The following is a 13,569-nucleotide window of genomic DNA, read 5'->3' on the forward strand; positions in this document are numbered from 1 at the left end:
TTTGCTATGAAAAAGATGCATCTGCATGCCTTAGCCGCATGTTTATTAATAGTTTGCGCAATTGTATTACCCGGGTGCGTAAAAGACCGTGGTATGAAAAGAACGACAGTTTTTGTGCCGGTTCTTAAAACAACGGCTGAAGTGCGGGACGCTATTAAAAGCGATGTTCCTGAGGATGTATCCCAGCCGGGCAAAATATACCTGTACGGCAAATATATTTTTCTTAACGAGCTTGGCAAGGGCGTTCATATCATAGATAACTCTAACCCGGCTGCACCGGTTAACAAAGCATTCATTCATATACCCGGCAACGAGGACATTGCGGTAAAAGGCAATATACTTTATGCTGATTGCTTTACAGACCTGATGGCAATTGACATCAGCAACCCGGAAGCTGTTAAACTGCAAAGCTTTGTACATAATATATTTCCGGAACGCCAGTATATTTTTGGTTACGATATGGGCGCTAACAATGTGGTTACCAAGTGGGAGGCCAGGGACACCGTTATGGAAATTGAAGTAGCGGATGGGCAGGGCATTTGGCGCAATGGTAACTTTTACAGCCCCTACTATTATGTTACAGACAATATGATGTACCTGGCATCTTCTTTTAACGGCGCCAAGAGCGATGCAGTTACTATGCCTAACGGTAAAGGTGGCTCTATGGCAAGGTTTGCCCTGATGAACAATTACCTGTACACGGTGAGCTGGAGCAAACTAAACGTAGTGAATGTTACCAACAGCAGCGCTCCTGAATGGAATAAAACGGTTGACCTTGCCAACTGGGGTATTGAAACCATTTTTCCGTTTAAAGAAAAATTGTTCATTGGGTCTCAAATGGGCATGTACATCTACGATGTTAGTAACCCGGAAGCACCGGTTAAACAAGGTACGTTTGAACATGTGCGTACCTGCGACCCTGTGATTGCTGATGATGATTATGCCTACGTAACATTGCATGCAGGCACCCGCTGCGGTGAAAACTTTAACCAGTTAGATGTGGTTGATATTAAAAACCTGGACGCACCGCAGCACGTAAAAACTTACCCGCTTACCAACCCGCATGGTTTAAGCAAAGATGGCAACCTGCTTTTTATATGTGATGGAGAAGACGGCCTGAAAGTTTTTAATGCATCTAATGTAACCAGCATTCAACAGCTTGCTAAAATAGATATGGCGCCAACATACGATGTTATCTGTTACAATGGCATTGCCATTGTTTCTGCCAAAGATGGATTGTACCAGTACGATTACAGCAACAGCAGCAATATAAGATTGCTGAGCAAAATTGTTTTAAAGCAACAGTAAAAAAACAGGCATGAAGATTTACTTATTATTGCTGTTGCCATGGCTTCCCGCATTTGCAACAGCCCAGCAGGATAAAAAGCTGGCAAATAAAATTAGCTATGCAAGCAGCTACGAGTTAGGCATACTTGCGGGTAAGGCATATACACCCTTTACCGCCAGGATAATACAGGGTGTAAGGTATCAAAATTACGAGGCCGGTATTGGAGTTGCACTGGACCCCTATGCTTTCAGGTCTGTTCCCGTTTTTATTCATGTAGCGTATCATCTTTATAACGGCAGGAACACACCTTATGCATACGGTGATGCAGGTATTTCCTTTCCGTGGAACAATGGCGCTTTACCCGAAAAATATACCGACCCCCGGTCTGGCCAGCAAGGCGAAGACTGGCATATCCTGCACAATGGAGTGTATGGGGAAGCTGGTATTGGCTATAAAATAATGCTTAATAAGAGGAATGCCTTTATTATGAATGCAGGCTATAGCTATAAGAAATTTAAGTACGATGAGTTTGTAAATATCTGGAACGGCAATGAGTCCATACGTATAAAACAGGGGTATAGTTTTGATTACAACAGGTTGGTGTTCCGCCTGGGTTTTACCTTATAACAATGTGGCTGCAGCTTTATGGTGTTAGACCGGGGCTAATCGTTTCTGCCGCCCCGGCGGCAGAAACGGTTCACTAACATGCGGGAAAAGCTGCATAGCGAATCAACAGTACAAGAGTGCGACGCAAGGGACGCCCAATGGCAGGTTATACAGCCGGGGTCATAAAAATTGTTTTGATACAGCTTTTGCTGACTGCTTATAACAACAAAGCCTTCGTAACAGAAGGCTTTGTTGTTATATTACTTCTACTTATAAGGGAGAATTATTGTATTGTATCCCCGCCTGTAACCGCACCGCCTTCCAGCGATGCACCCGGCAGTTTGCTAAAGGTTTTTTCCATCTCGGTTAAATCCTGCAACAATCTTTCTGCGGAGCTTTTGTCGTAGCTCATCATGTCAGCCTTATACCCGGTTAAAGAGTTATAGAATTTAACCTGTTGTTGCAAATCAATCTTAACACTTTTTGAAACCTTGGCGGCCAGTGTGGTATCGCCCGCCTGGTAGCAGGCCTGTAAGAACAGCAGGGAAAGACGGTTATGCTCGTTACCCCTGGAAACCATACCATAAGGAAAGTTCTCCTGCAGCATCATTTTATCCGCTTTTTCCAATGCCTTCCTGGCGTCTTCTTTCCTGTTTTTGAAAGACAGGTCAAGCGCTATTTCTGTATGCGCCCTGCGAATGGTATTCAGGTGGCGGCGGTTTTCTTCATCATAATACACACCCCTTAAATCAGCATTGCCATAGGCGAATTTATTCATGATGTTTTCAAACATCTTGTTGGTGTTAAAGAACTCACCGGCAACAGGCACCAGGCGGTAGCTTAAACCATCTTTGCGCAAGTAATTACCAAAACCCAGCTCCGTATAATTCTGCGTAAAGTATATAGGACGTTTCCACTGGTTGGCAGCTATCACGTCCAGCACGGCCAGGTCGTTTTTCATAATGATGTTCTTGGGTATCTCAAACTTCACTTCCGTTACCACGCTGTCCGTAGCATTAACGGTGCCATTGGCTTTTACAGCGTTGGCATCAACAGGAATGGAAACCCTTCTTACCGGGAAGGTGTTAATAAACTCACCATCGCCCTGGTTCATCACTTTGTCAGGGTCGTCACTGGCAACATATTTCATCACATCGCTCAGGTAATAATACTGGCTTTCAGGAAACTGCGGTTTAGGCTGGTAGCGTATGTAATCCCTTTTGCGGCCTTCAATTTGTGCGGCGCTGAGGGTGAGGTCAATTACGGGGCTCTGGTTTACTTTGTAGCGCATCTGGTTAATGTACCAGTCAATACCCAGTAAGGAAGTGTTAATTACGCGTATATCGGGCCTTATGCCTTCTACCTCCTGCGCATACCAGAGCGGGTAGGTATCGTTATCGCCGAAAGTAAAGAGGATGGCATTTTTGTCGCAGCTTTCCAGGTAATCTTTAGCCAGGTCGCGGGCAATTACTTTGCGGCTGCGGTCATGGTCGTCCCATTCCTGCTGCGCCATCAGCACAGGTACTGCCAGCAGGCATAAACCGGTGGCTATCGCTGTAGCGATTGTCGGGTTAAGTTTTTTGCCAAACCAGTCTTTTACCTGCAATACGCCCAGGCCAATCCAGATAGCGAATGCGTAGAAAGAACCCACATAAGCATAGTCACGCTCCCTGGGCTGGCGGCCTGCCTGGTTAAGGTATAACACGATGGCGAGGCCGGTAAAGAAGAAGAGCAGGAAGCTTACAAGAGCATCATCTTTTCTTTTTCTGAAATGATAGAACAGGCCAATCAAGCCAAGTATAAAAGGCAATGCAAACAGCGTATTGTGTGCCTTGTTGTTTTTTAGGCTGTCAGGCAGGGTGCTTTGGTCACCATAGAGCAGGTTATCAATAAAGCTTATGCCGGTAATCCAGTTGCCGTCACGGGGCTGGTGAATAAACTCGCCCTGCACATCGTTCTGCTTGCCGCTAAAGTTCCACATAAAGTACCGGAAGTACATAAAGTAGTTCTGGTAGGCTACAAAAAAGCTCAGGTTATCGCCGAAGTTAGGCGCCCTTTCGTAGCTGCCGTCTTTGTTCTTGCCAATGTTCATGAATATGGCATAGTAATCCGCATGCCCCTGGTCGTTGCTGGCATCCCACATACGGGGGAAAACCATTTTATCCTCCGCGGCATATACATAGTGGCCGTTTTTGCCGCTGGGTATATAGCTGTCTTTACCTTTCTGGTATTTGGTGGTGGTTTCTTTATAATCAATTGGCTGCGCGGTAAACTTCTGGCCGTATAATAAAGGAAAATCGCCATACTGTTCACGGCCCAGGTAGCCCACAAGGCTCATAGGGTTATCCACGTTGTACATATCAACAGATGGGTCGGCGCTGCTGCGTATCATGGTGGTTACGTACGTGCTGTAACCAATCAGCATAAAGGCAAGGCTCCATAAAGAAAGGCGCAGGTAGGGCCAATTTTTACGGGCAGAAAAGCGCAGGCCAAACCATATTCCGAATGCCAGCAAGGCAAAAAAGAAAATAAAGCCTGAGAAAAAAGGCATTTTCAAACTGTTCACAAAAAAAATGTCAAATGCGCCGGCAGCTTTAATGGAGTATTGTATAACACCTACCTGTACAATGCCCGTAAGCACACAGGCAATTACCAAAAATATATAAGCTCCGCCGGCATATTCTTTCTTACTCTTATTGAAGGATTCCACTACGTTCAGCAGCACAATAGCCAGTACCGTGCCTACCAAAATAAGTCCGGATACGGTGCCATCCATGGTAACGCCGCGTTCTGCGTTAACTTCGCCGCTGGCCATAACAAGAGAAGCTATAAATCCTAATCCGCCACCAATAGCCAGGCACCAAACAAAATATTTGCGCAGCAGTTTGTAATTAAAGTCTTCCCTTCTTCTAAAATAGTACACCAGTACAATAGCAGGTATGGTTAACAGGTTTAACAAGTGTACGCCTATGGAAAGCCCCATCAGGAAAAAGATAAACACAATCCACCTGTCGGCGCCGGGTTCATCGGCTGTATGTTCCCATTTTAAAATGGCCCAAAATACAATGGCTGTAAAGAAAGAAGATAAGGCATATACTTCACCTTCTACTGCGCTGTACCAGAAAGAATCGCTGAAGGTATAAGCCAGGGCGCCAACAACACCAGCCCCCATAGCAGCCCATACCTGCGGCATGGTAAGCTCCACATTACGCACAGGTTGTATAATACGCCGTGCGAAGTGGGTAATTGTCCAGAACAGGAACAAAATAGTAAAGCCACTGGCCAGGGCACTCATAACGTTAACCGCTTTGGCGGCGGTTAAAGGGTTATTACCAAATAAAACAATAAATATCCTTCCGATTAATACAAACAGCGGTGCGCCGGGCGGGTGCGGTATCTGCACTTTAAAGCAACTGCTCACAAATTCGCCGCAATCCCACAAGCTGCCGCCGGCTTCGGCCGTAAGCACATATACACTACAGGCAATTAAGCACACTACCCATCCGGTAATGTTATTAACCTTTTTAAAGCTCATATTCACGTTTGGTTTGTTAAAAGACGGGCAAACCTAACGTAAACTGGCGAAATTTGGAAATGCTTGATAATATTAGCGGTATTTTATAAACCGGGGCATTACGGCACGGGTATAACCGGTTAACACAGCGGCTGAAAGAAGGTGGTTTTGGGCGTGTCCCCAAGCTATCGCAAGGGGGCGGGCAGAACTACGTTCGCAACCTTCGTCAAAGCAACATTTAGTTGCTTTTTCTCGGTTGTGCTCATACTCCGGCACAAAACCCATGCTGCTATGGCTTCACCGGGGTATCCGCTTCAATCCCTCACCCGAAAGCCAGTTACCGGTTACCGGATGCAGGTTGCCGGTCTGTTGAACATTGAGCATGAAACAAGAGAACACTAAACTGTTGATTGGTTACTTTTGCGCAAATAACATACTATGACTAACATGAAGCGTAGGCTGATGGTTAAATGGCACTGGAGAAGGTTGCTTCAGTTTTTTTTACAGGGGCTGGTTGTAATTGCGCCCATCGGCGTTACCATATACGCGGTTTATTTTTTGTTTACGACTGTAGATGGCATTTTGCCTAACATTATTTACAAGATTTCGCCTGAAATGATTGGCGTTGATGAAACCGGCGAGCCTAAAAGAATACCGGGACTGGGTTTTATAGTGGTGATACTGATTGTAATGTTTATTGGCGCTATATCCTCTTCATTTTTTGTGGGCAAAATGGTGGATGTGCTGGACACCGTACTGGAACGCACGCCGGGCATAAAATTCATTTATACTTCCGTTAAAGACTTCCTGGAGGCTTTTGCGGGTAATAAAAAGAAATTTGACAAACCGGTACTGGTAAATGTTGACGCCCATGATGTATGGCGGCTGGGCTTTGTTACGCAAAATGACGCAGAAAACTTTGGTCTTATAGACCATGTGGTGGTATATATACCTCATTCCTATGCCATATCCGGCATTACGTATTTCGTGCCCAAACAAAACATTAAGCCCATAGAAAACATTCATTCCGGCGAGGCTATGAAGTTTGTTGTTTCCGGCGGGGTTACCCATTTGGTAGAGTAGAGACACGATGCATCGTGTCTCTACCCGCCTAACCCGGGTCTGAAAAGATGCCATGAAATACCAGCCGATGAACGTAGTGCGACGCAACGAAGTCGCCACAAGGCTATAACGCCGGTATCATAAAATGCCTGCCGGTACGGCTGGCGGCAAGCCGGGCAGCGGTTTTACACGGCTAATTGACTATCGGCAACCCCACTTTGTTACTTTCCTTTACTTTTGCAGCGCAATAACCGGCTTTTAACATGAAGATGCACAATTTTAATTCTGGTCCTTCTATCTTACCCCAGGAAGTATTGATACAGTCTGCGGAAGCGATTCACAACTTTAATAACCTTGGTTTATCTATTCTTGAAATAGGCCACCGTACATCGTGGTTTAAAGATGTACTGGATGAGGCCATAAGCCTTATAAAGGAGCTGATGCAACTGGGCAGCGATCATGAAATTCTTTTTCTACATGGCGGCGCAACTACACAATTTATGCAGGTGCCCATGAACCTGCTTGACAATGGCGAAACAGCATCTTACTGCGACAACGGCATTTGGGGAAGCAAAGCCATAAAGGAAGCCAAGCTTTTTGGTAATGTGCATGTGGCTGCATCGTCTAAAGACAAAGGCCACACCTACATTAACAAAGGCTTTACCGTACCTGCTGACAGCAAATACCTGCATTATACCACCAACAATACTGTTGAGGGTACCCAATGGCATAGCCTTCCGGAAACAGAAGTACCGCTGGTGGCGGATATGAGCAGCGATATCTTCAGCAGGCCTTTGCCCTACTCCAATTTTGGGCTGATATATGCCGGCGCCCAGAAAAACATGGGGGCCGCAGGTGTAAACCTGGTAGTAATACGTAAAGATGTGCTGGGCAAAGTACAAAGGGCCATACCTGCCATTATGGACTACCGCAACCATATTGAAGCCGGTTCTTTACTGAACACACCCCCTGTTTTTGCAATTTATGTAAGCCTGCTTACGTTAAGGTGGATAAAAAAAGAAGGCGGCCTGGCAGAAATGGAAAAAAGGGCAAAGCAGCGTGCCGGTCTTTTATATAATACCCTGGAAACACTGCCGGCATTTAAGCCTACCGTTGCCAAAGAAGACAGGAGCCTGATGAATGCTGTATTTGTGATGACCAACCCTGAACTGGAGGCACCCTTCCTGGATGCGTGCAAGCAAAACGGTATGATTGGCGTAAAAGGCCACCGCAGCGTAGGCGGATTGCGGGTTAGCATGTACAACGCACTGCCTATGGAAAGCGTAGAGGCATTTGTACAACTGATGAAAGATTTTAGCGACAAACATTCTTAACTGATAAAATATTACTAAACCATAGCAACTATACATGAGTATAATAAAACCTTTCAAAGCTCTTCGCCCGCAGGTGCAGTTATCTAAACAGGTAGCCAGCCGGCCTTATGATGTGCTGAACAGCAAAGAGGCCAAAGTGGAAGCGCAGGGCAACCCACATTCTTTTCTGCATATTACCAAAAGCGAGATAGACTTACCGGAAAGCACAGACATACATTCGCCTGCCGTGTATGAGAGGGCGAAAGAGAACCTTACGGCTTTTATTAAAAGGGATGTGCTTTTTAGGGAAAACAAAGAGTGCTATTATATATACCGGCTGGTTATGAATGGCCGCAGCCAAACCGGCCTGGTTTGCGTTAGCTCAGTAGATGATTATGAAAACGGTGTAATTAAAAAGCATGAATTTACCAGGCCTGAAAAAGAGCAGGACCGCATTAACCATATAAAAACCACGGGCGCCCAAACCGGTAATGTTTTTTTGGCCTACAGGAACGAAGAAGAACTGGATGCACTGATTGACAAGTGGATGACCACCAAAAGCGCTGTTTACGATTTTACGGCCGATGATAACATACAGCACACCATCTGGCTGATTAGCGACGATAAGATTATAGCAACCATTACAGATATATTTGCCACAAAAATACCCGCAACGTATATAGCTGATGGCCACCACCGTGCCGCATCCGCAGCCAAAGTTCGCCAGGCGCTGGGCGGCAATGCCAAAGAGGGTGCCGGCTACTTTCTTACCACGTTGTTCCCCAGTAACCAGTTGTACATTATGGACTATAACCGGGTGGTAAAAGATTTGAACGGGCATAGTGTTGAAAGCTTTTTGGCGGCACTTAACGATAATTTTGAAGTTATGCTGGTGGGCGAAGAACCGGTACAGCCTGCCCAATTGCACGAATTTGGCCTTTACCTGGATGGTAACTGGTATAAGCTTACCGCCAAAGAAGGCACTTACAGCACAGACCCCATCGGCGTGCTGGATGTAACCATCCTGCAAAACAACGTGCTGGAGAAATTATTAAATATACAGGACCCGCGTACCGACAAGCGCATTGATTTTGTGGGCGGCATAAGGGGGCTTAAAGAACTTAGCAACCGCGTTGACAGCAAGGAAATGGCGGTAGCATTCAGCCTTTACCCGGTAAGCATACAGCAGTTATTTGATATAGCAGACAGCGGTAACGTAATGCCGCCTAAAAGCACCTGGTTTGAACCCAAACTTCGTGATGGCCTGCTTACGCACCTGATTGACGAATGATTTTCTCTATGAAAAAATTGTTTTCTGCACTCCTGTTTCTTCTAGTGGCCAGTTTTGCCTTTACCCAGGAACAGGACCCCGAAAAGCTGCACGCCACTGCAAGAACGTTTATGCAACAGGGTGATTACGATAATGCCCTGCTGGTACTTAACCGTGCACTGGAACTAAAGCCGGGCAACCCGGATATATCCAAAGACATAGCCTATGTAAGCTTCCTGCGGCGGGATTATGCCAAAGCTATTGAAGTAAGCAACTCACTTATTAACAGTGGTGAGGCTGACGTGCAATGCTACCAGGTACTGGGGCTTACCTACAAAGCTATAGCCCAGTATAAGGAAGCGGATGAAATGTATAAAAAAGCTTTAAAGCTGTTTTCCGGCGCCGGCTCAGGGGTGTTGTACAGTGAATATGGAGAGCTGCTGTTGTCTCAAAAAAATCCTGCCGCGGCCATAAAACAATGGGAAAAAGGAATAGAAGCCGACGCCAACTACAGTGGCAATTACTACTATGCGGCTAAGTATTACGCAGAAAACAGCAACCTTTTATGGGCGCTGTTGTATGGGGAGAACTTTATTAACATAGAAAGCCTCAGCGCCAGAACGGTTGAAATAAAAGACCTCCTTTTCAACAATTACCAAAAACTGTTTGCCACGCCGGATGTATTGCCGGCCATAGCCAAAAAAGGCAACAGTTTTGAGAAAGCTGTAGCATCTACGCTGGCAAAATTCAGTGGTACAGTAAGCGAGGGTGTAACGCCGGAATCTTTAACCGCCCTGCGCACCAGGTTTATACTCGACTGGTATAGCAAAAACGCCGCAGCCTTGACTTTTCGGTTATTCGACCACCAGCGCCAGTTTTTACAGGAAGGCCTGTTTGATGCCTACAATCAATGGGTTTTTGGCTCTTCTGCCAGCAGCGCGGCCTTCCGTATTTGGGTAAACACCCACGATGAAGAAATGAAAGCCTTTCAAACCTTCCAGCGCAGCATTGTATTTAAAATACCCAGCGGCCAGTATTATATGCATTAAAAGCGAGTGGGAAATGGCCAGTAGCTACAGGGTTTACCCACTGGCCATTTCCCACTCCCCACTAGCCCCATATTATTTCAATACTTCCAGTTCCTTACCCACTTTTGTAAAAGCTTCTATCGCTTTATCCAGGTGTTGTTGCTCATGTGCGGCGCTTAACTGCACCCTTATGCGGGCAAGCCCCTTGGGTACCACCGGGTAAAAAAAGCCAATTACATAAATACCTTCTTCGAGCAATCTTGCCGCAAAGTTTTGTGCCACCACTGCGTCATACAACATAATGGGCACAATAGGGTGGTCGCCGGGCTTTATGTCAAACCCCGCTGCTGTCATTTTTTCGCGAAAAAAGCGGGTATTGTATTCCAGTTTGTCCCGCAGCTCTGTTGTTTCAGTAAGCATGTCCAGCACTGCAATAGAAGCGCCGGTAATGCTTGGTGCAAGGGTATTGCTAAACAGGTAAGGCCTTGAGCGCTGGCGCAGCATTTCAATAATTTCTTTTCTGCCGCTGGTAAAACCACCGTTAGCGCCACCCAGGGCTTTACCCAGTGTGCCCGTTATAATGTCAATGCGGCCTACCACATCGCGGTATTCGTGGGTACCGCGGCCTGTTTTACCTAAAAAACCGCTGCTATGGCTTTCATCAATCATTACAATGGCATCATACTTATCGGCCAGGTCGCAAATTTTGTCCAGTTGGGCAATGGTGCCATCCATGCTGAAGGAGCCGTCGGTAACAATAATGCGGCTGCGCAGGTGGGCGCTGTCCAGCAGTTTAGCTTCCAGGTCTTCCATATTGTTGTGCTCGTAGCGGTAACGCCGGGCTTTGCACAGCCGCACCCCGTCAATAATAGAAGCATGGTTAAGCGCATCGCTTATAATGGCATCCTGCTCATTAAAAAGAGGTTCAAAAACGCCGCCGTTAGCGTCAAAAGCGGCACAGTAAAGAATGGTGTCTTCCGTACCTAAGAATTCGGAAAGCTTGCTTTCCAGTTCCTTGTGAATGTCCTGCGTGCCGCAAATAAAACGTACGCTGCTCATGCCATACCCATGCGAGTCAACGGCCTTGTGCGCCGCTTCAATCACCTTAGGGTGCGATGAAAGGCCCAGGTAATTATTGGCACAAAAGTTAAGCACCCGGTTGCCGTTAACGGTTATTTCGGCCCCCTGTTCACTGGTAATAATGCGTTCTTTTTTTAACAGGCCCGCGGCTTCAATGTCATTCAGTTCCGCGAAAATGCGTTCAACGAATTTCTCATTCATGGGTATGTAACATTTTAATGCCCGCAAAGATATAGGTATGCACATTGCAGATAAGTATTGTTTGCTTTGTTCTGCCAGGGCCGTAAAATTTACTGCTGCAGCAAGGGCTGGCAGTAGGTATTCGTCCTAGAAAAGTTTTTTAGGGGGTGCCCCCAAGCTATCGCAAGGGGTCGGGCTTTCCGCTATTACTCCGCCACAAAGCCCGGCTGCGAAGGCTTCAGCGGGGTAGCCGCTTCAATCCCTCACCCGAAAGTGCGGCAGGCTGTTGCTCAGGCGAGCAGGTTCTTGCATGTAAATTAGGATGCCATAGTTCTGTATTAACCCTGGGTAACAGCCATACAGCAACCGCAGGCGCAGCCCATAGAACCTGGGTTTGCTTTAGTAGTTACCAGTCATGTAGTTTTGATTTTTAATCAGCATGCCCGTTGGTAACTTCAGCCAATGCATTACAGGATGTATGCGCCGGCAGCGGCCCTTAAGGATTATGTGCGGTATTTTTGGGAATCTGATTTTTACAGTGACCAACCTGCCGAAACTGTTATAGAAAGCTTTGCGGACAGGTATCCCCAGCTTATTTTTCAAAACCTTGACGGGCGCCAGCCCATCGTTGGCAATAATGGCAATACCCTTACCGGCATTTACCTGCGGGGCGTTGTAACCGTTAACCCAAGCTACACGCTAACCAATTCTTTTTCGCACCTGGGCATCAGCTTTTACCCCCATGCCATACAGACTTTATTTCACGTAGATGCCCATGAACTGGTTAACCAGTGGCCGGATATCTGCAATTTTTGCAGTTGGGATATTAGCGAGGCATTGCATGAGGCAGCAGATAACCGGGAGCGCATCAATATGCTTAACCGTTTTTTGATGGACAGATTGCGGCGCCGCCGCCCTGAAGACAAACTAATCAAACATCTGTTACAGGCCAGGAACCTGCCGGTAAACAGTTCCGTACATGATATACTCAGCAACTTCAACATTTCTGAGCGGCAACTGGAAAGAAAATTCAAAAGCGTGATAGGTATACCGCCAAAAACATACCTGAGGATAATACGCTTTGAAAAGGCTGTAAATATCCTTAACAGTGCAATACCAGCAAGGCTCTCATCTATAGCGTACGAATTGGGGTATGCAGACCAATCTCACTTTATCCGCGATTTTAAAAAGTCCGCAGGTATTACCCCGCTTGCTTTTCTGAAAAAACAACGCACCGGCGAGGAAAACTCATCGTTTGTTATCAATACTTCTTTCAGGGATGCGCAGGGTGATGAATAAGTTGCGCATAGCTAAGGGCTATATGGGTCTGAAAAGCCGCCCAATGAACCGGACGATGAAAGGATTGCCGGGCAGCATTGTTAATATATTTTGGTGCTGGCGAACCTCCTTCGTCGGTTTACGACGCAAGGGACGATGCTATGAAAAACCGAATGCTGGTATTAAAATCCTCAATGGTTAAGCAATGTCGTTTAGTTAAGGATGTCAGCCTGAGCCCGTCGACGGCGGATCCTTGAAAAGCGAGGGCCATAAAACGGTTTCACAAGCTCAACCTGACATTAGTTTTTTTTAACGGGGAAACCTACCTACAAGATTGCACATAACCAGCGGCTTCTTGCCTGCCCGTGTGTCGGGTTTGTTCTATTTAATACTGGGTTGCCAAAATACATTTGGGTTCTGAAATAAAAGAGCCGAAAAAATGTAGTTATGCAGGTATTTTATAACGTAACCTTGTTATCGAATGTAATTCTCTCCGGGCTTGTTGCCGGCTTGTTTTACGCATACAGTTGCTCTGTTAATATTGGCCTGGGCAATTTGCCTGATGCGGAATATTTAAGGGCCATGCAATCTATTAACAGGGCCATTCTTAACCCTTGGTTTTTTACGAGTTTTATGGGCGCACTTATTCTGCTGCCTGTAAATGTATGGCTGGCATTTAAAAGCAATGCCAATACCGGCGCCATTATTTTACTTTTTTTATCGCTTGCGGTATATGGCATTTTTGTTTTTGGTATTACCGCCGGCGGTAACGTACCACTGAATGAGGCGCTTGATAAGTTAGATATAAGCACACTTACTACAGAGCATGCGGCAACGCAGCGTAAAGCTTTCGAAATTCCCTGGAACAATTATCATTTTATCAGAACAATCGCCTCGGTAGCAACCTTTATTTTAACAGCAGTTGCCTGTTTTAAATACAGGTAAAGTAT

General features: G+C 46.1%; 10 protein-coding genes. 8 read left to right on the top strand and 2 right to left on the bottom strand.

Annotated features, from left to right (window positions below):
• The first annotated feature begins 93 nt into the window (after positions 1-93).
• Positions 94-1,308, top strand: a complete 1,215-nt coding sequence (locus F0364_RS19910; protein WP_207632784.1) for an LVIVD repeat-containing protein — start codon at positions 94-96, stop codon at positions 1,306-1,308.
• 10 nt (positions 1,309-1,318) lie between these two features.
• Complete coding sequence (locus tag F0364_RS19915; protein ID WP_153799558.1) at positions 1,319-1,915, top strand: hypothetical protein; 597 nt, start codon at positions 1,319-1,321, stop codon at positions 1,913-1,915.
• A gap of 262 nt (positions 1,916-2,177) precedes the next feature.
• Here the strand turns inward: F0364_RS19915 and F0364_RS29255 are convergent, their stop codons facing one another.
• Positions 2,178-5,429, bottom strand: a complete 3,252-nt coding sequence (locus F0364_RS29255; RefSeq protein WP_235921164.1) for a glycosyltransferase family 117 protein — start codon at positions 5,427-5,429, stop codon at positions 2,178-2,180.
• Between the two features lie 417 nt (positions 5,430-5,846).
• Between F0364_RS29255 and F0364_RS19930 the strand changes: the two genes are divergently transcribed.
• The 4 genes from F0364_RS19930 to F0364_RS19945 all read left to right on the top strand — a co-directional run bounded on the left by F0364_RS19930 (position 5,847) and on the right by F0364_RS19945 (position 10,102).
• On the top strand, positions 5,847-6,491 hold the full coding sequence (locus F0364_RS19930; RefSeq protein ID WP_235921167.1) for a DUF502 domain-containing protein: 645 nt from the start codon (positions 5,847-5,849) through the stop codon (positions 6,489-6,491).
• A 242-nt stretch (positions 6,492-6,733) separates the two neighbouring features.
• Positions 6,734-7,804 carry a 3-phosphoserine/phosphohydroxythreonine transaminase gene (serC, locus tag F0364_RS19935; protein ID WP_153799559.1) on the top strand — a complete coding sequence of 357 codons (1,071 nt, stop codon included), beginning with the start codon at positions 6,734-6,736 and terminating at the stop codon, positions 7,802-7,804.
• A 34-nt stretch (positions 7,805-7,838) separates the two neighbouring features.
• A complete protein-coding gene (locus F0364_RS19940; protein ID WP_153799560.1) occupies positions 7,839-9,074 on the top strand; it encodes a DUF1015 domain-containing protein in 1,236 nt (411 codons plus the stop codon).
• 8 nt (positions 9,075-9,082) lie between these two features.
• Positions 9,083-10,102, top strand: a complete 1,020-nt coding sequence (locus F0364_RS19945; protein WP_207632785.1) for a tetratricopeptide repeat protein — start codon at positions 9,083-9,085, stop codon at positions 10,100-10,102.
• 72 nt (positions 10,103-10,174) lie between these two features.
• Here F0364_RS19945 and kbl read toward each other — a convergent pair whose 3' ends face one another.
• Positions 10,175-11,362: a glycine C-acetyltransferase gene (gene kbl / locus F0364_RS19950; protein WP_153799562.1), complete on the bottom strand. Its 1,188-nt coding sequence runs from the start codon at positions 11,360-11,362 to the stop codon at positions 10,175-10,177.
• 441 nt (positions 11,363-11,803) lie between these two features.
• Here kbl and F0364_RS19955 point away from each other — a divergent pair, with 441 nt between their 5' ends.
• Complete coding sequence (locus F0364_RS19955) at positions 11,804-12,640, top strand: helix-turn-helix domain-containing protein (RefSeq protein WP_153799563.1); 837 nt, start codon at positions 11,804-11,806, stop codon at positions 12,638-12,640.
• 426 nt (positions 12,641-13,066) lie between these two features.
• Complete coding sequence (locus F0364_RS19960) at positions 13,067-13,564, top strand: anthrone oxygenase family protein (protein ID WP_153799564.1); 498 nt, start codon at positions 13,067-13,069, stop codon at positions 13,562-13,564.
• The last annotated feature ends 5 nt before the right edge of the window (positions 13,565-13,569 follow it).

Source organism: Foetidibacter luteolus (assembly GCF_009650435.1).
Lineage (GTDB): Bacteria > Bacteroidota > Bacteroidia > Chitinophagales > Chitinophagaceae > Foetidibacter > Foetidibacter luteolus.